At 67.3% G+C, this 20,556-nt stretch carries 18 protein-coding genes, 1 tRNA gene and 2 pseudogenes; 10 read left to right on the plus strand and 11 right to left on the minus strand.

The window, feature by feature from the left end; all coding sequences use genetic code 11:
- Positions 1-28 precede the first annotated feature (28 nt).
- Together ACTWPP_RS06070 and ACTWPP_RS06075 are read left to right on the plus strand one after the other, a co-directional pair.
- A complete protein-coding gene (locus ACTWPP_RS06070) occupies positions 29-910 on the plus strand; it encodes an SDR family NAD(P)-dependent oxidoreductase (RefSeq protein ID WP_443103090.1) in 882 nt (293 codons plus the stop codon).
- Positions 907-1,488, plus strand: a complete 582-nt coding sequence (locus ACTWPP_RS06075; protein WP_443103091.1) for a carboxymuconolactone decarboxylase family protein — start codon at positions 907-909, stop codon at positions 1,486-1,488. The genes ACTWPP_RS06070 and ACTWPP_RS06075 overlap by 4 nt, the downstream gene beginning before the upstream one ends.
- 121 nt (positions 1,489-1,609) lie before the next feature.
- Here ACTWPP_RS06075 and ACTWPP_RS06080 read toward each other — a convergent pair whose 3' ends face one another.
- Positions 1,610-2,236: a TetR/AcrR family transcriptional regulator gene (locus ACTWPP_RS06080; protein WP_443103092.1), complete on the minus strand. Its 627-nt coding sequence runs from the start codon at positions 2,234-2,236 to the stop codon at positions 1,610-1,612.
- A 231-nt stretch (positions 2,237-2,467) separates the two neighbouring features.
- Here ACTWPP_RS06080 and ACTWPP_RS06085 point away from each other — a divergent pair, with 231 nt between their 5' ends.
- Positions 2,468-3,154, plus strand: a complete 687-nt coding sequence (locus ACTWPP_RS06085) for a Crp/Fnr family transcriptional regulator (protein WP_131981365.1) — start codon at positions 2,468-2,470, stop codon at positions 3,152-3,154.
- A gap of 34 nt (positions 3,155-3,188) precedes the next feature.
- Here ACTWPP_RS06085 and ACTWPP_RS06090 read toward each other — a convergent pair whose 3' ends face one another.
- The 5 genes from ACTWPP_RS06090 to ACTWPP_RS06110 all read right to left on the minus strand — a co-directional run bounded on the left by ACTWPP_RS06090 (position 3,189) and on the right by ACTWPP_RS06110 (position 7,161).
- Positions 3,189-3,980, minus strand: coding sequence for an MBL fold metallo-hydrolase (locus ACTWPP_RS06090; RefSeq protein ID WP_443103415.1), 792 nt, complete (start codon positions 3,978-3,980; stop codon positions 3,189-3,191).
- A 118-nt stretch (positions 3,981-4,098) separates the two neighbouring features.
- Positions 4,099-4,947 (minus strand): NUDIX hydrolase, encoded by an 849-nt coding sequence (locus ACTWPP_RS06095; protein WP_443103416.1) that lies wholly within the window; start codon positions 4,945-4,947, stop codon positions 4,099-4,101.
- A 129-nt stretch (positions 4,948-5,076) separates the two neighbouring features.
- Entirely contained in the window at positions 5,077-5,538 is a 462-nt protein-coding gene (locus tag ACTWPP_RS06100) for a RidA family protein (RefSeq protein WP_443103093.1), read from the minus strand.
- Positions 5,539-5,583: 45 nt separating this feature from the next.
- Positions 5,584-5,742 carry a DUF4177 domain-containing protein gene (locus tag ACTWPP_RS06105; protein WP_021591512.1) on the minus strand — a complete coding sequence of 53 codons (159 nt, stop codon included), beginning with the start codon at positions 5,740-5,742 and terminating at the stop codon, positions 5,584-5,586.
- A gap of 354 nt (positions 5,743-6,096) precedes the next feature.
- Positions 6,097-7,161: an SPFH domain-containing protein gene (locus ACTWPP_RS06110; protein ID WP_443103094.1), complete on the minus strand. Its 1,065-nt coding sequence runs from the start codon at positions 7,159-7,161 to the stop codon at positions 6,097-6,099.
- Positions 7,162-7,415: 254 nt separating this feature from the next.
- On the opposite strand from ACTWPP_RS06110, the gene ACTWPP_RS06115 reads away from it, so the two are divergent.
- Complete coding sequence (locus ACTWPP_RS06115; RefSeq protein ID WP_443103095.1) at positions 7,416-8,411, plus strand: ArsA-related P-loop ATPase; 996 nt, start codon at positions 7,416-7,418, stop codon at positions 8,409-8,411.
- An 88-nt stretch (positions 8,412-8,499) separates the two neighbouring features.
- Positions 8,500-9,642: an ArsA family ATPase gene (locus ACTWPP_RS06120; RefSeq protein ID WP_443103096.1), complete on the plus strand. Its 1,143-nt coding sequence runs from the start codon at positions 8,500-8,502 to the stop codon at positions 9,640-9,642.
- A 311-nt stretch (positions 9,643-9,953) separates the two neighbouring features.
- Here ACTWPP_RS06120 and ACTWPP_RS06125 read toward each other — a convergent pair whose 3' ends face one another.
- Positions 9,954-10,265, minus strand: coding sequence for a WhiB family transcriptional regulator (locus tag ACTWPP_RS06125; RefSeq protein WP_131881865.1), 312 nt, complete (start codon positions 10,263-10,265; stop codon positions 9,954-9,956).
- A 326-nt stretch (positions 10,266-10,591) separates the two neighbouring features.
- Between ACTWPP_RS06125 and ACTWPP_RS06130 the strand changes: the two genes are divergently transcribed.
- Positions 10,592-12,886: a penicillin-binding protein gene (locus ACTWPP_RS06130; protein WP_443103097.1), complete on the plus strand. Its 2,295-nt coding sequence runs from the start codon at positions 10,592-10,594 to the stop codon at positions 12,884-12,886.
- A gap of 39 nt (positions 12,887-12,925) precedes the next feature.
- Here ACTWPP_RS06130 and ACTWPP_RS06135 read toward each other — a convergent pair whose 3' ends face one another.
- Positions 12,926-13,378 carry a GatB/YqeY domain-containing protein gene (locus ACTWPP_RS06135; protein ID WP_443103098.1) on the minus strand — a complete coding sequence of 151 codons (453 nt, stop codon included), beginning with the start codon at positions 13,376-13,378 and terminating at the stop codon, positions 12,926-12,928.
- Positions 13,379-13,470: 92 nt separating this feature from the next.
- On the opposite strand from ACTWPP_RS06135, the gene ACTWPP_RS06140 reads away from it, so the two are divergent.
- The 4 genes and pseudogenes from ACTWPP_RS06140 to ACTWPP_RS06155 all read left to right on the plus strand — a co-directional run.
- Positions 13,471-14,367: a metallophosphoesterase gene (locus ACTWPP_RS06140; RefSeq protein WP_443103099.1), complete on the plus strand. Its 897-nt coding sequence runs from the start codon at positions 13,471-13,473 to the stop codon at positions 14,365-14,367.
- Positions 14,364-14,951, plus strand: coding sequence for a class I SAM-dependent methyltransferase (locus ACTWPP_RS06145; protein WP_443103100.1), 588 nt, complete (start codon positions 14,364-14,366; stop codon positions 14,949-14,951). The genes ACTWPP_RS06140 and ACTWPP_RS06145 overlap by 4 nt, the downstream gene beginning before the upstream one ends.
- 75 nt (positions 14,952-15,026) lie before the next feature.
- Positions 15,027-15,100 (plus strand) — tRNA-Pro (locus tag ACTWPP_RS06150).
- Positions 15,101-15,432: 332 nt separating this feature from the next.
- Positions 15,433-15,591: pseudogene (locus ACTWPP_RS06155) on the plus strand (helix-turn-helix transcriptional regulator); the annotation flags it as partial.
- Positions 15,592-15,750: 159 nt separating this feature from the next.
- Here ACTWPP_RS06155 and ACTWPP_RS06160 read toward each other — a convergent pair.
- The 3 genes and pseudogenes from ACTWPP_RS06160 to ACTWPP_RS06170 form a co-directional block, all read right to left on the minus strand.
- Positions 15,751-16,892 (minus strand): annotated as a pseudogene (locus ACTWPP_RS06160) (IS1634 family transposase); the annotation flags it as partial.
- Positions 16,893-17,289: 397 nt separating this feature from the next.
- Positions 17,290-18,234 (minus strand): HNH endonuclease, encoded by a 945-nt coding sequence (locus tag ACTWPP_RS06165; protein WP_443103101.1) that lies wholly within the window; start codon positions 18,232-18,234, stop codon positions 17,290-17,292.
- A 5-nt stretch (positions 18,235-18,239) separates the two neighbouring features.
- Positions 18,240-19,802: a hypothetical protein gene (locus tag ACTWPP_RS06170; RefSeq protein ID WP_443103102.1), complete on the minus strand. Its 1,563-nt coding sequence runs from the start codon at positions 19,800-19,802 to the stop codon at positions 18,240-18,242.
- Positions 19,803-20,556 lie beyond the last annotated feature (754 nt).

Here is a 20,556-nt window from a genome sequence, read left to right on the forward strand (position 1 = left end):
CATGTTCTTTTATGTTAGGGTCACCCGCATGATTTTCGACTCCTCCCGGTGGACGGCGACCCTCGCCGGACGGCGCGTGCTGATCACGGGCGCCGCCCGGGGCATCGGCGCGGCCCTGGCCACCAGGCTGCACGAACGCGGCGCGCGGGTCGCGCTCACCGGCCTGGAGCCCGACCGGCTCGCCGCCGTCGCCGCCGAATGCGGGCAGGCTCCCTGGTGGGCCTGCGACGTCACCGACCGCGCCAAGGTCGAGGAAGTCGTGAACGGCGCGGTGCGCGAACTGGGCGGCCTGGACGTCATCGTGGCCAACGCCGGCGTGGCCGCGCAGATGCCGATCATCGGCGGCGACCCGTCCATCCTGGAGCAGAGCCTGCGCGTGAACGTCCTGGGCGTCCACAACACCCTCCGGGCGGCCGGACCCCACATCAGCCACGAACGCGGCTACGCGCTGGCCGTGGCGTCCCTCGCGGCGGCCGTGCACGCGCCTCTACTCGGCGCCTACAGCGCGTCCAAGGCCGCGGTCGAGGCGCTGGGCAACACGCTGAGGGCCGAACTCCGTCCGTCCGGCGCGAAGGCCGGTGTGGCCTACTTCGCCGAACTCGACACCGACATGACGCGGCGGGGGTTCGACACCGAAGCCGCGGCCGCCCTGATGAGCGCGGGCCCCGGCACCTCCCTGTTCTCGGCCGTCTCGCCGCTGCGCCTTGGAATCGACGCGCTCGAACGAGGAATCGCCCGCCGCTCCAAGCGGGTCGTCGCGCCCTGGTGGGTCGGCGGAGTCCTGCCGATCAGGATGCTCGCGCAGCCCATCGCCGACCGCTCCGTCCAGCGCGGCCTACGCCAGATCCTGGAGGTCGCGCGGACGGAACAGGTCGAACTGACCACACCGCAGCCGGAGTCCCACCCATGACGGCACCCCGCGTCACTCCCGGCCGTATCCGCGACGTGGGAGTGGTGAACTGGCTCGCCTGCCGGATCGCGGGCAAGGCCACCGGGACGGGACCGCCGAACCTGTTCCTGACCCTGGCGCGCCGGCGCGGCCTCTTCCGCGGCTGGCTGTGGTTCGCCGGGCGGCTCATGCCCGGCGGCACCCTGCCGCGCCGGGAGACCGAACTGGTGATCCTCCGCGTCGCCCATCTGCGCGACTGCCGCTACGAGTTCGACCACCACGTCCGCATCGCCCGCCGCGCCGGCGTCAGGGAACGCGACGTCGCGCGCCTCAAGGAAGGGCCGGACGCGGAAGGCTGGAACCCGCGCGAGCGGGCGATCCTCACCGCGACCGACCAGCTCCACGACCGGCGCGACCTCGACGACGACGCCTGGACGCGGCTCCGCACCTACCTCACCGAGGGCGAGTGCGTCGAGCTGACCGTCCTCGCAGGCCACTACGAGATGCTCGCCACCGTCATCACGGCGCTGCGCGTCCAGCCCGACCAGGCCCCGCCGCACCGGCCCCAGCGTGGCCGGTCCCGCTCCGGACGTCGCTGACCGCGAGGCCGGTCCGGGCGGCTTCGGCCCGCCATCCCGCACCCGCCGCTCGCGCCGTACCCGCGGGCATCACCGCGAGGCGCGTGCACACCCCACCAGGGCACACCCGGCGGCGGGCGCGTCAACCGTCCAGGACGCCCGACCGCAGCAGGAGGCGCACATGCTCGATGACCGGCGGGCCGACCGCGCGCAGCGCCTCCATGTCCCCCGCCGAGACCGCCGGCGTCACCATCGCCCCCACCGCCGACACGACGATCTGACAGGCGAACGCGGCGGCGTCGCCTCTCAGCCCCATCAGCTCCGCAAGAGCTTCGGCGAGGTCGTGCTGTATCTCGGAACGCCGCTGAACCGCTTCCGGACCGGCCGCGTAGACCTCCACCAGGAAAAGCCGCGCGTAACCCGGTTCCGACGCCAGCGCCTCCAGGTAGGCGGTGAAGGCCCGCTCGAACCGGGCCGCCGGGGTGCCCCCGCCCTCCGCGGCCCCCTCCAGTTGACGACGCAGCAACGCGCTCGCCTTGTCGAACGCCGCCATGAAGCAGTCGAGCTTGGACGAGAACAGGCCGTAGAAGCTCTGCCGCGACACCCGGGCCCGTTTCAGCACGTCCTCGACCGACGTGCCCACGTAGCCCTTCTCCGCCATCGCCGCCGCCATGGCCGCGCAGAGGCGGTCACGATGCACCCGCTCGACCTCCGTGCGGGAGAGCGCGTGACGCCCCCGGGGGAGTTTGCGGGGCGAGGACTGGGACACCCGCTCAGATTAGGGCACCACCGCTACACCTCCGGGACCGTCCGGTAAGGGGGGATGAGACCGGTGTGATGCCATTCACCCAAAGGTCCGTACACTGGGCGAACGGGACCGCGGCGCCCCGGCGAGGCCGGACGAGCCCGGTCCCGCGTTTCGGCGCGCCGTGACCCTGCCTTCACGTACGCGGTGGGACGTACGTCACACTATGCATGTAGGTGTTCGAGGAGGAGAAGCGTGACCGATCGCGACGTGGACGTTCTGAGCAGAGCCCCGCTCTTCGAGGCCCTCGACGAGCAGGGCGCCAAGGCGCTGCGCGCCAACGTGACCGAGGTGCGTCTCGCCCGCGGTCAGACGCTGTTCAACGAGGGCGAGACCGGAGACCGGCTGTACGTCGTTCTCGAGGGCAAGATCAAGCTGACCCGGACTGCGCCCGACGGCCGGGAGAACCTGCTGAGCGTGCTCGGCCCCAGCGAGATGTTCGGTGAACTGTCCCTATTCGACCCGCGTCCCCGGACCGCGAGCGCCATAGCGGTGACGGAGGTCCGCCTGGCCGGTCTGGGCCATGATGATCTGCGTCCCTGGCTGACGGGACACCCCGAAGTGGCCGTCCAGCTGCTCCGCGCCCTCGCGCAGCGGTTGCGCAAGACCAACGACGTCATGGCGGACCTGGTGTTCACCGACGTCCCCGGACGTGTCGCCAAGGCGCTGCTCGACCTCGCGGAGCGGTTCGGCCAGCCGTCCGAGGCGGGCCTGCACGTACACCACGACCTCACCCAGGAGGAACTGGCGCAGCTCGTCGGCGCGTCCCGCGAGACGGTCAACAAGGCGCTCGCCGACTTCGCGCAGCGGAACTGGCTGCGCATAGAGGCCCGCGCCGTCGTCATCCTCGACATCGAACGCCTCCGCAAGCGCTCGAAGTAGTCCGGCCCGGCCGCGCCCGGTCCGGCCCGTCCGCTCAGCGGCTGTTCAGGTAGTCGAGCTGGGATTGGACGGACGCTTCGGCCGCGGGCCACAGGGCCTTGTCGACGTCGGCGTAGACGCGTTCGACGACCTCGCGTGCGGTGCGCGCGCCCGCGGCGACCGCGGCCTCGACCTGGGCGAGGCGCTCGCGGCGATGGTCGATGTAGTGGTCGAGGACGGCGATGGGGTCGTCCAGCTTCGGCCCGTGGCCGGGAAGGATGGTGGCGGCCTCGACGTCGGCGGAGAACGCGCGGAGCCGGTCGAGTGAGCTGAGGTAGTCGCCGAGCCCGCCCTCCAGGACGGTCGTCCCGTACCCGAGGACGGTGTCGCCGGTGAGGACGGCACCGTCCGCCGGCAGCCAGAACGTGAGCGAGTCGTCGCTGTGGCCGGGCGTCTCCATGATCCGCAGCTCCAGGCCGCCCGTCGTGACGACGTCCCCCTCCGACAGCCCCTCGTCGCCGAGCCGGTGCCGCGGGTCGAGCGCCCGCACCTTGACGGACCCGCCGGCCAGCTTCGCGAACTTCCCGGCGCCGGCCGAGTGGTCGGGGTGGCCGTGGGTGAGCAAGATGAGACCGACGCGGCGTCCCTGGGCCTCGACGGTCTCCAGGACGCGCCTGAGGTGCTTGCCGTCCCTGGGGCCCGGGTCGACGACGACGGCCTCTTCGGAGCCGGGCTCCGCGATGATCCAGGTGTTGGTGCCGTCCAGGGTCATGGCGGACGGGTTCTGGGCCAGCACACATATCGCCCGTTCGGTGCCCATCCCGTCGATCTCCGTCATGTCCCCCATCCTGCCCGAGGCCCGATCGGGGTGACGGACCGGGTTCCAGCCGAGCCGGTCGAGATGCCGCAGCGCCGACGTGCCCGCCAGCCGCCACATGAAGGCCCGCCCACCGCGCACGGCGCGCTCACCCGCCCGTGTAGTGCCGCGTGACGGACTCCGGCATGACCAGGTACGCCTCCCCGTCGATGATCTCCGCCGCGGGTTCGTGGACGACGATCTCGCGGCGCGCGGCCAGCACGTCCGCGACCGTCTCGTACTCGGCGAGCTCGGCCAGCGTCGCGACGGTCGGCGGAAGCATCATCCACTCGCCCCCGCTCGCGCGCTCGGCGGCCTCCGCCGGACGCACCCACGCCACCCGGTCCGCCTCGGTGCTGACGTCCCGGGCCCGCTGCCCCTCCGGCATCGCGGCGACGAAGAACCGGGTGTCATAGCGCTTCGGCTCGATCTTCGGCGTGATCCAGTGCGCCCAGGGGCGGAGCAGGTCCGAACGCAGCACGAGGCCGCGCCGGTCGAGGAACTCGCAGAACGACTGCGAACGGTCGAGCAGGGCCTGCCGGTCGGCCTCCCACTCGTCGCCGCGCGTGTCGTCCACGACCGTCCGCCCGGTCGGGCCCGCCAGCAGGACGAGGGTCTCCTCGAACGTCTCCCGGACGGCCGCGCACACCAGCTCGCGGGCGAGCGTCTCATCCGCCATGAACACCGAACCCCACTCGGCGGGCGGCGGACCGGACCACGCCAGCGAGGCCTCCCCGTCGCGCGGGTCGACCGAGCCGCCCGGGAACACGTAGGCGCCGGGCGCGAACGCCATGGACCGGACGCGGCGCAGCATGAACGCCTGCAGCCCGTGCCTGTCATGATCGCGGAGGACGACGACCGTGGCCGCGGGGCGCGCGGGAACGGGCTCGGCCCTGCCGGTCAGGATGTTCTCGATCTGATCCAGATACTCCGCCGGCAGTTTGAGCCCGTTCACCATCGTCTCGCCCCACTCGTGATCCCCATGGCGGCCCATTCGGGCATACCGAACGTCATTCCGTCAAGCCCCGCCACCGGCGTCCGCCCTGCCTGACGCCCCAGTTCGTGGCGGCGCCCAGGGCCGGGAGGATCAGGAGATCTCGGCGATCAGCTCGACCTCGACGGGGACGTCGAGCGGCAGGACGGCCACGCCGACGGCGCTGCGCGCGTGCCTGCCCGCGTCCCCGAACACCTCGGCCAGCAGGTCGCTCGCCCCGTTGACCACCTGGGGCTGGCCGTGAAAGTCCGGCGCGCTGGCGACGAAGCCGACGACCTTGACGATCCGTACGACCCGGGACAGCTCCCCCAACTCGGCCTTGAGCGCCGCGACGCAGTTCAGCGCGCAGATCCGCGCCTGCCGGGCCGCCTCCTCGGCGCTGACCTCCGCGCCCACCTTCCCGGTGAGGCCCAGCTCACCCTTGACCAGCGGGACCTGCCCCGACGTGTACACGAGCGAACCCGTCCGGGCCGTGGGGACGTACGACGCGACCGGCGGGACGACCTCCGGCAAGTCGAGCCCCAGCTCGCGGATCCGCTCTTCGGGCGTGCTCATGGCGACTCCTCCTCGTTGAGGCGCTGCCCGTGTCGGGCTGCGTTACTAGGACTGCACTTCACGCTTGAAGTAGGCCACAAGGTTCTCCGGGTTCGGCCCCGGCAGGACGGTGACGAGCTCCCACCCGTCCTGGCCCCAATTGTCGAGAATCTGCTTGGTCGCGTGCACCAGCAGAGGAACGGTCGCGTACTCCCACTTCTTCATGCGCCTCACCCTAGCTGTGTTCATTGCAGTTCCCTTGGCGTCGGGCCTTGGCGGCCCTCCTTCGGCGGGAACTGCGGTGCGATCGCTGCATCGCTTCGACTCGCCTGGCGGCTCGCTGCGCGATCAGGTTTCTTGCTTCGCTCGAAACCTGCCTTCGGACGCGATCGCGATGGTTCAGGTCGGCGCGTGGCTGGGATGGCGGCCGGTGTCGCTGACAGTTGTGTTCATCGCAGTGCCCTTGGCGTCGGGCCTTGGCGGCCCTCCTTCGGCGGGAACTGCGGTGCGATCGCTGCATCGCAGTTCCCGCCCGCTGCGCGGTCGCGACGGCTCTGGTCGTCACGGCGCCGGTGTGGTTCAGCGCTGGGGCGGCGGCTGCTCGCCGCCCGGAGCCTCTCGGCTCCCGGCGCCCGTGATACCGCGCTGCTGATCGTCCTGAGCCTCGGGCGCCCCGAGCGACGCGGAGTCGTCGCGCTTCGGCTCGTCCAGCCCGATGACGGGCGGGACGTCCTCGGGAGACCCCAGCGTCGGGTGCGTCTCCGCCGCCTTGGCCAGCTCCTCCTCGGCCTTGGCGAGCCGCTCGGCCAGGCCGGGCTTGCCCTCCTGGCGCGCGGTCTCGTCAGCGGCCTGCCGGGCACCGCCCACGGCACGGTCGAAGAACCGCAGGACCTCGACCGGCAGCGGCATGACCAGCGTGCTGTTCTTCTCGGCGGAGACCTCGACGACCGTCTGCAGCAACCGCAGCTGGAGGGCCGCCGGGTCCTGCGACATGATCTCCCCGGCGGCGGCGAGCCGCTTGGACGCCTGGAACTCGCCGTCCGCGGTGATGATCCGGGCGCGGCGCTCCCGCTCGGCCTCGGCCTGCCGGGCCATCGACCGCTTCATGCCCTCCGGCAGCGAGACGTCCTTGATCTCGACCCGCTCGATCTTGATGCCCCACGGGCCCTCGGTGATCTCGTCGATGATCGTCCGGAGCTGCGCGTTGATCTTCGCGCGCTCACCGAGCAGTTCCTGCATGTCCGCCTGCCCGATGACCGACCGCAGGGACGTCTGCGCGATCTGCGACACCGCGTATCCGTAGTTGTGGACGTTGACGATCGCCTTCACCGGGTCGATCACCCGGAAGTACACGACGGCGTCGACGCGGACGCTCACGTTGTCCTGGGTGATGCCGTCCTGCCCCGGGACGTCCATGGTGATCGTCTGCCGGCTGACCTTCTGCATCCGCTCGATGACCGGCACGATCGCCGTCAGCCCGGGGGCCCGGACCGCGCCGGGGCGCAACTGCCCGCCCCGCTGCACCTGGCCGAACCGGAACACGATGCCGTGCTCGAACTGCTGCACGACACGTATGGACGACGACAGGACGAGCAGTCCGCCGATGACGACGACGAGCAAGATTATGAGTGCTGCTGCTTCCATCACGGGCACCTTTCTCGCGTGTACGGCCCGGCGGGCCGGGTGGGCCCGCCGGAGCCTCGGCATGGCTCTGAACCCGTGAAGATTCAGGCGACCGGCCGTGACCGGTCTACGTTTCCCAGCTAACCCCGCGGGCAGGCCGGAAAACAACGTCTGCGAATGATCTCCGCAGGTTGGACGGGACCGTGTCAGGGATCACTTGCATGAGGACGGGCGCACTCTGAAGTGTTTGACGAGCGAACGATATGGTCGATCGGGTGAGCGCGAGAGACACCGACTGGGACGGCGTACGCCTCCATGTGGTCACAGGCAAGGGCGGCACGGGCAAGACGACCGTCGCGGCCGCACTCGCCCTGGCCCTGGCCGCCGGGGGCCGCAAGGTCCTCCTCGTCGAGGTCGAGGGACGCCAGGGCATCGCCCAGCTCTTCGACTGCCCGCCGCTGCCGTACGAGGAACGCCGCGTCGCCGTCGCCCCCGACGGCGGCGACGTCTACGCGCTCGCCATCGACACCGAAGAGGCGCTCATCGAGTACCTCGAGATGTTCTACAACCTCAAGCGCGCCGGGAAGGCGATGACCAAGCTCGGCATCGTCGACTTCGTCACCACCATCGCCCCCGGCCTGCGCGACGTGATCCTCACCGGCAAGACCAGCGAGTCGGTGCGGCGCAAGAAGAAGGACGGCTCGTTCATCTACGACGCCGTCGTCATGGACGCCCCGCCCACCGGGCGCATCACGAAGTTCCTGAACGTCAACGACGAGGTGTCCGGGCTCGCGAAAGTCGGACCGGTCCGCAACCACGCCGACACCGTCATGAAAGTCGTGCGCAGCCCCGAGACGGCCGTGCACTTCGTGACGCTCCTTGAGGAGATGCCCGTCCAGGAGACGATGGACGGGATCCGCGACCTCACCGACGTCGGCCTGCCCATCGGCGGCGTCGTCGTCAACATGGAGCACCCGCCCGTCCTCACCGAGGACGACCTCGCCGCGGCCGCCGCCGCCACCCTCGACACCGACGAGATCGTCCGTGGCGTGAAGGCCGCCGGCCTGGAACACGACTCCGAGTCGATCGCCGCGATCCTCGCCGCCGAGGCCACCGACCACGCCCGCCGCACCGGACTCCAGCGCCGCGAGAAGGAACGCCTGGAGTCGATCGACCGTCCCCGCTACACGCTGCCGCTGCTGTCGGACGGCATGGACCTCGCCGGCCTGTACGACCTGGCCGCCGCCCTCCGCACCCAAGGCGCCGCATGACCACCGGCCCGCGCCGCCGCACGACCACCGCCCCGCGCCGCCGCACGACCACCGCCCCGCGCCGCCGCACGACCATCGAGGGGACGCGATGACGACCGGCAAGACCCCGCCCGCGCTCGACGTCGACGCGCTGCTCGACGACCTGCGCACAAAGATCATCGTGTGCTGCGGCTCCGGCGGCGTCGGCAAGACCACCACCGCCGCCGCCCTCGGCATCCGCGCCGCCGAACGCGGCCGGGACGTGGTCGTCCTCACCGTCGACCCGGCCCGCCGGCTCGCCCAGTCGATGGGCCTGTCGGAACTGGACAACAACCCGCGCAGGATCGACGTCGAGGGCGACGGCGAACTGCACGCCATGATGCTCGACATGAAGCGCACCTTCGACGAGATCGTCGAGGCGCACGCCGACCCGGACCGGGCCAAGCAGATCCTCGCCAACCCCTTCTACCAGTCGCTGTCGTCCAGCCTGTCCGGCACGCAGGAGTACATGGCGATGGAGAAGCTCGGCCAGCTGCACCGCTCCGGCGCCTGGGACCTGATCATCGTGGACACCCCGCCGTCCCGTAACGCCCTGGACTTCCTGGACGCCCCCGAACGCATGGGCCGGTTCCTCGACGGCCGCTTCATGAAGATCCTCGCCGCCCCCGCCAAGACCGGCGGCCGCTTCGGCGTCAAGGTCATCAGCGCCGGGTTCGGGATGTTCACCGGCGTCATCAACAAGGTGCTCGGCGTCCAGCTGCTGCGGGACGTGCAGACGTTCGTCGCCGCGTTCGACACCATGTTCGGCGGGTTCCGCGAACGTGCCGAGAAGACCTTCCGGCTCCTCCAGACCCCCGGCACCGCGTTCCTCGTCGTCGCCGCCCCGGAGCCCGACGCGCTCCGCGAGGCGTCCTACTTCGTCGAACGTCTCGCCGAAGAACGCATGCCGCTCGCCGGACTCGTCGTCAACCGCGTCCACGAATCCGCCGGCGACACCCTCTCCGCCGCCCGCAGCCAGGCCGCCGCCGAGACCCTGGAGGAACGCGGCGAACATCCCCTGACCGCCGCGCTGCTCCGCCTCCACACCGACCGCTTGCAGTTGGCGGCCCGCGAGGAACGCCTCCGCGACCACTTCGCGTCCACTCACCCGACCGTCCCGGTCACCGCCGTCCCCGCGCAACCGGAGGACGTCCACGACCTCGACGGCCTACGGCAGGTAGGCGAAGACCTGGCCGCCACCGCCGCCGCCTGACCACACCGCCCCGCCCGCCGTGGTTGCGGTCGGCGTCGCGAGGGAGGTCGATGGCGCCGACACCGTCGCGAGCCTCCGAGTCACGCTCACGGACTCTGCGGCTGGGACGAGCATCCGGCTACGCGACACATAGCGCGCATCGCGCCCCACCCGTCGACGACGTGCGCGCATCGCGGATGGAGGGTGAGCAGAGGGTGTGGGTGTGGCGGCAGGCCCGCACCGAATGTCGGTGCGGGCCCGCTGCCACGCTTCTCATTGGACCGTGCCGGTCCTTGAACCCTCTGCCGGACGAGCCGCTCAGGCGGGCCGGTTCAGCTGGCGACGAGTTCTTCCTCGTCGACATCGACCGACCGCTCGTACTCTTCCTTCGCGGTCTCCAGCAGCGCGCGCCACGATCGCACATCCGGCCGGCGCCGCAGGAGAGCACGACGCTCTCGCTCCGTCATCCCGCCCCAGACACCGAATTCGATCCGGTTGTCGAGGGCGTCGGCGAGACACTCCGTACGCACTGGGCAGCCGCGGCAGATGAGCTTGGCTCGGTTCTGCGCCGCTCCCTGCACGAACAGGGCATCCGGATCCGCGTTACGGCAGGCGGCGCGGGCGGTCCAATCCGTGATCCACATCTTGGCCCCACTCCCCTAGGGTCTGTGTCGATTTGCGCTCCTTGGCCGGACGGGCGCGGACGTCAGGCCGCCAAACGAAAGCCGTGGGGAAGAACTTACGGAAGCGAGGGACGTTTCAACAGTCCCCGGAGGGCCCATTCTCGATATAGCCCACCGGGGCCATACCGCCGGAACGGACTAGTTACCTGTAGTTGACGCGCCAGACGCGGCGCAGGTTGTCATGATGAGGGCATACCGGACGAACGTCCCGGTCAGCGACGCCGGAAAGCGGGAGTAACGGGAGGCGTGTCCCAGATGCACTGCTCGTCCCGCGTACCCTAGTCCACGTGCGCGTTGCGAATACGGATCGGGTCAAAGCGGTATCCACACTGTTCAGGCTGCTCGGGGCCGGGGTCGTCGCCGGCGTCCTCGTCGCCTTCATCGCGCTGCCCGCCGTCGGCAGCGCCGGCCTGACCGCACGCGACGCCGCGAACAACTTCGAGGACATGGAAGGCCGCCTGGAGACGACGCCTCCGTCCGAGAAGACGGTGGTGTACGACTCGGACGGCAAGCCGGTCGCCACGTTCTTCGACAAGTACCGCGAGTCCGTCCGCCTCGACCAGGTCGCGCCCATCATGCGGAAGGCGATCATCGACATCGAGGACTCCCGGTTCTACGACCACGGCGCACTCGACCTCAAGGGCACGCTCCGCGCGCTGGCGTCCAACGTCGAGTCCGAGCAGACGCAGGGCGGCTCCACCCTCACCCAGCAGTACGTCAAGAACCTGCTGGTCGACGCCGCCAGGACGCAGGAGGAGTACCGCCAGGCCACCGCGCCCACCCTCGGCCGCAAACTCCGCGAACTCCGCTACGCGCTCGACATCGAGCAGCGGCTGACGAAGAGCCAGATCCTTGAGGGCTACCTCAACATCGCCTACTTCGGCGCCGGCGCGTACGGAGTCCAGGCCGCGGCCAAGCGCTACTTCAGCGTCCCCGCGTCCGAACTCAACGTCGGGCAGGCCGCACTGCTCGCCGGCATCACCCAGAACCCCACGGCCTACGACCCCATCCGCAACCCGAAGGACGCGCGGACACGGCGCGACGTCGTCCTCCACCGGATGGCCCAGCTCGGCCACATCACCCAGGCCCAGGCCAACGCGGAGGCCGCCAAGCCGATCGAGCTGAACCGCACCGACCCGATCGGCGGCTGCCAGTCCAGCAAGGTGCCGTACTTCTGCGAGTACGTGAAGTACGACGTGCTCAACATCCTGTCGGACGGCAAGTACTGGAGCCTTGAGCCGAAAGAACAGCAGGGCATCGTCAACGACCTCAACCGCGGCGGCTACACGATCCGCACGACGCTCGACATGGAGGACCAGCGCGCCGTCGACAAGACCCTGCGCTCGGCCGTTCGCCCCCGCGGCAACCGCGTCGCCGCCGAGGCGATGGTCGAGCCCGGCACCGGCAAGATCAAGGCGATCGGGCTGAGCAAGGAGTTCGGCCCCGGCAAGGGCAAGACGACCATCAACCTCCCGGCGGACACGGCCCACGGCGGCGGCACCGGCGTGTCGGCGGGCTCGACGTTCAAGGTCTTCACGCTCGCCGCCGCACTCGACCAGGGCATCCCGGTCAGCACGACGATCAACTCGCCGGAGACGATGACGATCGGCGGTTTCCAGCCGTGCCGATACACCGGGACGATCCAGGGCAAGAAGTACGACAACGATCTGGTCGGCGGCGGCCCGCCCTGGACGGTGTCCAACGCCGGTGACAGCGAGAAGGGCAACTTCAACCTCAAGACCGGTACCTGGCACTCGGTCAACACCTTCTACGCGGCCCTTGAGAAGCGCGTCGGCGTCTGCAACGCCGTGAAGATGGCCGAGAAGTTCGGCATGAGGCAGGGCAACGGCAACCCGCTGATCCCGACGCCGTCCCAGGTCCTCGGCGTCAACGACGTCGACATGGTGCACCTCGCCGCCGCCTACGCCGGCTTCGCCGCCCGCGGCAAGTACTGCCCGCCGATCTCCGTCACGGAGGTCATCGACGCGCAGGGCAAGCGGCTGGAACTCCCCGAGCACAAGTGCAAGCAGGTCCTGGACGAGGACGTCGCCGACAAGGTGAACTCCATCCTCCAGGGCGTCATCACCAAGGGGACGGCGCAGGGCCGCGGCATCGGCCGTCCGGCCGCGGGCAAGACCGGCACCTGTGAAGAGTTCACCTGCGCCGTGTTCGCCGGCTTCACCCCCGACCTCGCCGCCGCCACCGCCTACTGGGACTTCCGCGGACCCTGGAAGTACAAGGTGTACGGCGTCTACGGCGCCGGCATCCCCGGCGGCATCTGGCAGACGTCCATGCGCCGCGCCCTCGCCGGCGAGCCCGCCACCGGCTTCCGGACCCCGTCCAACAACTTCGGCGACACCACCGAGGTCCCCGACGTGCAGGGCCGGACCGTCGACTCCGCGACCGCCCGGCTCCAGGGCGCCGACCTCAAGGTCAGGGTCGCGTCGGGATCCGTCGAGTCCGACCAGCCGAAGGGGACGGTTGTCTCCACCTCGCCGGGCCCCGGCAGCGAAGTCCCGCCCGGCACCACCGTCATCCTCTACGTGAGCAGCGGCCCGGAACGCGAAGGCCCCGACAACTGACGAAGCGGTGCCGCCGGACCGTCCGGCGACACCGCCCCGTCACTCCGCGAGCTGCCGCTTGACCTCGGCCGCGACCCGTCCCCCCTCGGCCCGCCCGGCCACCTTCGGGTTCACGGCCTTCATGACCTGCCCCATCGCGCGCGGCCCCGCCGCACCCGTCCCCGCTATCGCGTCGGCGACCAGCGCGGCCAGCTCCTCATCGGGGAGCTGCGCGGGAAGGTAGGCCTCCAGCACCACACCCTCGTCCAGCTCCGCCTGCGCCTGCTCCTCACGTCCCGCGTCCCCGAACGCGGTCGCGGCCTCACGGCGCTTCTTCGCCTCCCGGGTGAGCACCTTCACGACGTCGTCGTCGGACAGCTCACGCGACTGCTTGCCGGCGACCTCCTCGTTCTTCACCGCCGTCAGCGCCATCCGCAGGGTGCGGGTGCGCACCTCGTCACGCGCCTTCATCGCGGTCGAAAGATCGGTCTCCAGCTTCTCCTTCAAGGTCATGGTCACATCATGCCCGCACGGCACCCTAAGCTCATCGGGATTACCGCGCGGTGCCCATCTCTGGAAGCATGGAACTCTGAGAAGGGAGAGCCGTGCGAAAGATCTACGCCGTGCCCCTGGGGCTTCTGGGCGCGGGCGCCGCGACCTTCGGGTACGCCTCGGTGATCGAGCGGAACTGGTTCCGCCTCCGCCGCTTCGACGTGCCGGTGCTGCCCCCCGGCCGCCCCCCGGTGAAGATCCTGCACATCTCCGACACGCACCTCACGCCCGGCCGCACCCGCCTCATCCACTGGGTCCGCTCCCTGGACGCCCTGGAACCCGACCTCGTCGTCAACACCGGCGACTCCCTCTCCCACCGCGACGCGATCGGCCCCTTCCTCGACGCCCTCGGCCCCCTCCTCGACCGTCCCGGCGTCTTCGTCCACGGCTCCAACGACCTCTACGCCCCGGTCTTCAAGAACCCCCTGCGCTACATCTGGCGGACGAGCAAGTCCGACTACGGCCGCACCCGCCGCGAACCCGACCTCCCCTACCGCGAACTCGCCTCGTCCCTCCAGGCCGCCGGCTGGCTCGACCTCAACAACCGCATCGGCCGCCTCAAAGTAGGCGAACTGGACATCGAGTTCGGCGGCATCGACGACTCCCACATCGACCGCGACCACTACGACAAGATCGCCGGCCCCGTCGACCCGCAGGCCGACGTCCACCTGGGCGTCATGCACTCCCCCGAACCCCGCAACCTCGACCGCTTCACCGCCGACGGCTACGACCTCCTCCTGGCCGGCCACACCCACGGCGGCCAGGTCTGCGTCCCCTTCTACGGCGCCCTGGCCACCAACTGCGGCATCGACCGTCCCCGCGTCAAGGGCCTTCACAAGCACCGCGGCTCCTGGCTCCACGTCTCCGCAGGCCTGGGCACGTCCCCCAAGGCCCCCATGCGCTTCTGCTGCCCACCCGAAGCGACCTTGCTCACCCTCGTCCCCCGGTGAACTGGCAGACCGCGACCCTCCCAGCGGCGCTCTACGACTACGCCGTCCAGAACCGCGCCCTCTCCCGCCTAGGAGCCCGCGCCCTCTGGAACTACGACATAGGCCACCTCCGAGACAGCATCGCGGCCCAAGACCCCACCGCCCTGACCCTCGACATCCCCTGCGGCGGCGGCCTGGCCATAGGCGACAACCCCCGCCACATAGCAGCCGACCTCTCCCGGACCATGCTCAAGAGGGCCCGCCGCAAGACGACGACCCTCCTCCAGGCCGACATCTACGCCCTCCCCTTCGGGCCCTCCACCTTCGACGCCTGCCTCACCTACAACGGCCTGCACTGCCTCGAGGACCCCGCTCTGGCCATCGCCGAACTGACCCGAGTCCTACGCCCCGGCGGCACCCTCCGAGGCACAACCCTCGTCCGCGGCACCTCCCGCGACCCCCTTTACTCCCTCATGCAGCGCCTGGGCGTCTTCGGCCCATCCGGCACGACCACCGACCTCGAAACGTGGCTGATCTCCGCCGGCCTGACCGACATCGACCTCACCCCATCCGGCGCCGTGACCGGATTCACAGCCCGTAAATAGGGACGCACCACCTCTCGCCATCCGCTAAGGTAGACAAGGCGCCGGGAGAACGTACGACTCCCGGGCAGCCACCACCGGGGTGTAGCGCAGCTTGGCAGCGCGCTTCGTTCGGGACGAAGAGGTCGTGGGTTCAAATCCCGCCACCCCGACGCATAACGCCAGGTCAGAGGCCGGATCTCCACACAGGAGACCGGCCTCAAGATCTTTTGTCCGTCATTTGTCCGCGAGACTTACCTTCTACTCGCCGACACGGTCCGTCCCCGACCAGCACCGAGAGACATTTTCGTCGCCCGCCCAACGTTCAAACGGCGACCATCCGCCCAGCACCCAAACCGGTCAAACGCCCGCGATGCTGGCAGCGCCTCCCCCCATGACCCCGGCGATGTAGCCGACCCAACACGGCCACCTCACCCTGGCTGCGGACGAGCACCCCGACGGGCATAACTCTCCCGAGCTCGTTCCTCTCATCACGGGGGCCGCCATGAGCCCGAGCCTCGGGTTGCTCGTACGCTCCGCCCGCGTCGCCCACGGCTGGACACAACGCGACCTGGCCAACCGTCTCCACTGCTCCCGTTCCACCATCTCCCGCTCCACCATCTCCCGCCTGGAGACAGGATCCCAACGCGCGCGAACCACCCTGGCAGCATGCGCGAGACCGGCGCCGCCGCAAGAGCAGCCCTTTCACGATGGACTCGTCCTAGGTCAGGATGATCCTGGAGCGACACCCGTCCCCGGCCAGCATGATGATCACCACCGCCCACACGACGGTCAGGCGTGGCGCTGGGCAGGTTGGTGGCGTGCCCTTGAGTCCAGCCCGCGCCCTAGCCTTGGCCTCCAGGGTCGGGTTGACGCTCTTGGCGGCCCCTGGAGCTGGATGAACCGGTTGCGTTTGACCGCGGCCGCCCCGGCGCGGCGCGGCCTTGGCGACCTGCTGATCGATCCCGCGCAGCGTCCGGCGAGCTCGGTCAGCCCGGTACCGGTCGTAGATCACCTGGTCCCGCCGGTTGCCACTGGTGCCGGCCGGCCAAAGCTGGGTGAAGACCTGCCCATCGCCGATCTCGGTATCGGGGTGCTCGCGCCGCCACTGCTTGACCACATACGAGACGTCGAGGATCCGCACGCCGGGATGAACGACAGCCTGGCCTGCTCGATGGCGGCCTTGTTGGTCTCGGAGATCATGCCCGCGTCGGCCACGATGGTGACATCAGCCAAATCGTGGGCGGTCATGAACCGCTCGATGACCGGCAGCATCGCACGGGTCTCGGCCTTTTGCCGTCGAACGCCTCCACCGTCAGCGGGAGCCCCGACGCATCGGTCAGCAGCCCGATCGTGATCTGCGGCTCCAGACAGCGTTGCTTGGAGAACCCCGGCTCACCGAACCCGTCGCCGGTATCGGTCTCGAAGTACAGCGTGGAGACGTCCTACAGCACCAGCGACGCCGGGCCGAGCCAGGCATGGGCCGCGCACGCCGCTGCCAGGCCCTGCCGCCACGGCCGATCAGCGAAAGCCAGCAGCCGCTGCTTCACCGTCGCATACGACACCGGATCGACGCCCACCTCCTCAAGGACGCGCAGGCTGTCGTGCTTGCTCGTGGGCTCGATGATCCGCGCCAGCACCAGCTGCCGGAACACCTCATCGCCCGCGGCGGCCTCATCGAACCGCAGCACGTCATACGCCCGGACAGAGCGTCCCGCAGGTGCCCCATCCGTGACCTGGTGATCGGCAGCGGACCACCCGTCCGCGGGCTGCTGTCCAGGCCGAGGTCGAGCTCGCCCTGACCGGCGGCGATCCGCTGCCGCGCCACCGCCATCAGCAGTTCCAGCTCGGCATCGTCATGCGCCGACCCGATGTGCTCGATGTCGCGCGACCCACGCCGTGAGGATTACACGATCTGGACGCGCGGGCACCCGACGCCGTCTTCGCCATCCGCACATACGGCACGCCCACACCCTAGAAGCCCGGGCCCGTTAGTCCGCACCTTCTGCCAGGACCAGCGGCAAAACACTGGGGCAGCGCGCCGTACTCAACCGCAGTCCCGAGCGTGAGCCAAGTCAGGTCTCAACTGACACCCGCAGCCTACCCAGACGCACTCGTAGCGCGAATGGTCCGCGTACTGGAGATAGACGGCACCGTTGAGGTGAAGCTGCGGGTCGACCTCGTAGAACCGTACCTGCACGCGCACGGAGAAGGGTGCACTACTCATCGTTGCGCCTCCTGTTCAGCCTACAACGAGATGACCGATCTCAGGACAGTTTCGAGGCGGCGTGCAGCGATTCGGCCATCCCGCTAACGAACCGCGCTGCCCCGGTGACCTTAATCATGCGACCGTCCAAACAACTTACCGCTTTGGAAGTATGTTAGGGCTGACAAACCTATGTCCAGCCCACGGGTCGTGTTTGGCACACACGACCATTAGATTGGGAGGTGTTAGCGCCCCCCTTGGGTTTCTAGGCGCAACGAACAACTCCGCGCTATCGATCCGCGCCCCACACCCCTCCGAAACCTCACATCTCCCTCGCGTAGCAATAACACGCAACACCCAAAACGGCTGAGGTACCGTCACTAATCCTAATGAGGGGTGTTCCATCCCTCCGGTAGCCCAGGCCTTCGCATCATGAAGGCTCCACAGATTACTTTTCACGATATTGCACCAACCACACGCCAACCTCAGATTCCCTGCGTCGGTCGTGCCACCTTCAGCAACAGGAATGATATGATCTAACTCAACGGAAATGTGCCTGGGCTTCAACCCTCGAGGACGGGTGAAGTCAACCACCCTAAGAGGACTTAGTTGATCTCTTGTACGCCTGAGAAAACGATCGCGCGCCTTAGGTAGAAATTTGTATCCACACAGATAACATCGCTGAAGAGGGTCGTTCCTGAACCACACCTCACTAGCAAGAGCGGCATCAATTCTAATTCGCCCCGCATTGCGTCTAGCTTCAACCTCTTTCCATGCAAACGATGCCAATTGGCGCGAAACCTTCTTTAGATCATCGTACGGGGCGCCAGGGTCAACCTGGCGCATACAATCGACTATCTCCAGAAATAGGTGCCCGATATTATGCCCAGATGATACGTACCTATTAAGGTCAACGAAGCTCTCAATTAGCCATCGCCCAAGAGTAATCGTGTAATCAGACTTTAAGAGCCATTCATTCTTGCCGACAATACCTGAGGGGACGCCAATCAGTGCGATCTCCCTAAGGCTATCCTCCGTCCATCGATGAGGAAGAGCTTCGCTCAGAGTCTTATAGAAGCCACTGACGGCATAGATATCCATCAGAGCTACGGCTTATATTTCCGAGGGAGACCGTTTGCTGGCACTTTCCGGTATTCATGCCAATTCTGCGACCACAACCTTTTAACAACCAGTTGGTCCTTCTTGACTCTTTCTAGATGCCAGTCGCGATTGAAGTACGATGAGCTGACGCGACCGCCTTTGAGCCAGGAGTCGAGCGTCACGTCGAAATCCTCGAGCGAGTCTATCGTCAAGGCCTGGGTGTATATGAAGTCGAAGTAGTCACTCGCCAGAATTGTCAGGGATATTTTGTTAAACAGGTTGCTGTGAGCCGTACTGCCCCATCCATTGAAGGTTTCTGGGTTATCGACATCTCCGAAGTAGTCGCGCACTTTGGTAAAGAACCTGATGAAGACTTCGCGCCAGGCCCCGTCCGGCCGTGACCATTCCTCAAATTTTTCGCTTACTGAATCTCCACTGACGAGGCCGCACTCCGGAAAGTATTCGATTCGCCAAGCTCGTGCATAATCAACTTTGGCATGATAGGGACGGCCGCCTTGCAATTTTCGAAATATCGACACCAGCCCTTGCAAGACGCTCCATTTAAGTAGATCAACCCTGTCACCGGACATTCCCGTCTGTATCAGTCCACAGAACGGACTGTCCGCGGCGCGGGTAAGATAGGCGACCGCCTGCGAATCTTCTAGTTCAATGCCTGCAGCTTGAATCCGATCGGCAACGTGCTGCAGTTCCTCTCGCGTTAGGCTTGTCGACACAATCGTCCCCAACAAGGCCTTCCTCATTGGAACTGCCTTTTGATTCACAACAACAAACTGGAAGACATGCTCACTGGGGCTCTCATCCATAAGCAGCGAGAAGGGCAACTGTCGTGACTCCTCCAGCATCAACTGCTCTTCAGCCGCCTCTGGGCTTTTCCCATCTTCAACCATGTCCAGGATGTGGGACTCTCCATCCGCCCGCTTAGCGAACTCGCTTGCCGACTTCACTGCACCTCTCAAGCGATGCTGGCCATCGACAAGGACAACGGGTTTTATAAAGCCCAAAAGAGACTCGCGCCTAAGACCACTCACTTCATCTGCGTCAGTGATTCCTTGAAGCTCCAGAACTCGTATTCTTGCTTTTATTTCGGTATAGAAGTCGACGAGCCGTGTCTCTTCTGAGAGCATCACAGTAGCTATTTCGTCGTCGTCGTCATCCTCCACATAAGTGGATCCAGCGCCATCATCGGACTCTACGGTAAAATCATCCTTGGCGGAAGGGACCTGTTCGTTTTGCAGCAACCTCAGCAGTTCTGCAACGCGCTCCTCCTTCACCACGTTCTCATTCAATGCCGGAATTCGCTGTTCAAGACGGGTAGCCAGTCGTCTCAGTAGATCGATCATCGGCACCTGGTCATAATCTTCAAAGGTGACCTTAAGCATGCCGAAAGGCGAGCCAGGCTCTATCTCTTCGAACTCCACCTGCTGCGGATCTTGAAGCGCACCAAGCAAGGGATTCTGTGCGACATTTCCTGCGATCACCAAAGAACTTCTCCAGCTCACGTACCCGCCGAAAATCGTCCTCGCGTTGGAATCCTGAGGTCTCTTCATCTCCCAACAGTCGATGTCTTTGAGGAACCCCCGCCCACTTCTCTATTTCAACTGCCGGCGCTGAAAAGAGAATCAAAGGCTTACTTGCCGGCGTCTGCCTAGAAAGAACCGCTGGATAAATGCGAATGGCAGCCGTCATTTTTCCTCATTGTAGTCTAGGTTCAACCGTCGAGCTCGATCACGCAACAATTCTCGCTCAACTCTCGGCACATCGCTAAGCGTACTAACGCCAAGCATCCAACACCAGTCCCAACTTGGCAGACTCAGTAACAGTCTTCGACCACTGGGAGTGGGTGGGTGCAGCCAGTCCTGCTACAGCACTTCGGTCGCTAACGCTAATATATCCCGACCATCCGTTTCAAGTACGATGGCTTCGTCGGCGGGGGATCTCTTCTAGCGTGGAAATGATCTTGGTGGGCAGATGATCGACAGTGAGATCATCTATCGATTCCCGGGGATTCGAAGCCGTGGCCGTGATCGAGTGAAATAGGAGTGTCGCCCAGGTGGGGACGGGTGCGCCCGGGGCCGGGGCCTGCGACTGGCGCATCGACCAGTTGCTCGAAGTTCATTCGGGGCGCCGCATCTTCCGCAGCTTCCCCGGCATTCGTCCCATCAGCGCCGCGGTCTTGATCTTCGAGACGGACTACGACCATGCCCCGCTTTCCGCAGCCAGGGGTCCTGCTTGCCGTAACCGGGGTGCCCCCGATCACTCGCGTGTCTGGCCGAAAGCACCAGGTCCATTTCGCTACGCCGC

Origin of the sequence: Actinomadura sp. 3N407 (genome assembly GCF_052245875.1) — a bacterium.
In the GTDB taxonomy this organism is placed as follows: Bacteria; Actinomycetota; Actinomycetes; order Streptosporangiales; family Streptosporangiaceae; genus Spirillospora.

Bases quoted from the DNA above. Each gene is read 5' to 3' on its own strand.
- ACTWPP_RS06105 (WP_021591512.1), bottom strand. From the start codon at position 5,742: ATGAAGAAGTGGGAGTACGCGACCGTTCCTCTGCTGGTGCACGCGACC.
- ACTWPP_RS06170 (WP_443103102.1), bottom strand. From the start codon at position 19,802: ATGAAGAGACCTCAGGATTCCAACGCGAGGACGATTTTCGGCGGGTAC.
- ACTWPP_RS06110 (WP_443103094.1), bottom strand. From the start codon at position 7,161: ATGGAAGCAGCAGCACTCATAATCTTGCTCGTCGTCGTCATCGGCGGA.
- ACTWPP_RS06100 (WP_443103093.1), bottom strand. From the start codon at position 5,538: ATGAGCACGCCCGAAGAGCGGATCCGCGAGCTGGGGCTCGACTTGCCG.
- ACTWPP_RS06125 (WP_131881865.1), bottom strand. From the start codon at position 10,265: ATGTGGATCACGGATTGGACCGCCCGCGCCGCCTGCCGTAACGCGGAT.
- ACTWPP_RS06135 (WP_443103098.1), bottom strand. From the start codon at position 13,378: ATGACCTTGAAGGAGAAGCTGGAGACCGATCTTTCGACCGCGATGAAG.
- ACTWPP_RS06120 (WP_443103096.1), top strand. From the start codon at position 8,500: ATGACGACCGGCAAGACCCCGCCCGCGCTCGACGTCGACGCGCTGCTC.
- ACTWPP_RS06070 (WP_443103090.1), top strand. From the start codon at position 29: ATGATTTTCGACTCCTCCCGGTGGACGGCGACCCTCGCCGGACGGCGC.
- ACTWPP_RS06075 (WP_443103091.1), top strand. From the start codon at position 907: ATGACGGCACCCCGCGTCACTCCCGGCCGTATCCGCGACGTGGGAGTG.
- ACTWPP_RS06165 (WP_443103101.1), bottom strand. From the start codon at position 18,234: ATGGATATCTATGCCGTCAGTGGCTTCTATAAGACTCTGAGCGAAGCT.
- ACTWPP_RS06095 (WP_443103416.1), bottom strand. From the start codon at position 4,947: ATGGTGAACGGGCTCAAACTGCCGGCGGAGTATCTGGATCAGATCGAG.
- ACTWPP_RS06090 (WP_443103415.1), bottom strand. From the start codon at position 3,980: ATGGGGGACATGACGGAGATCGACGGGATGGGCACCGAACGGGCGATA.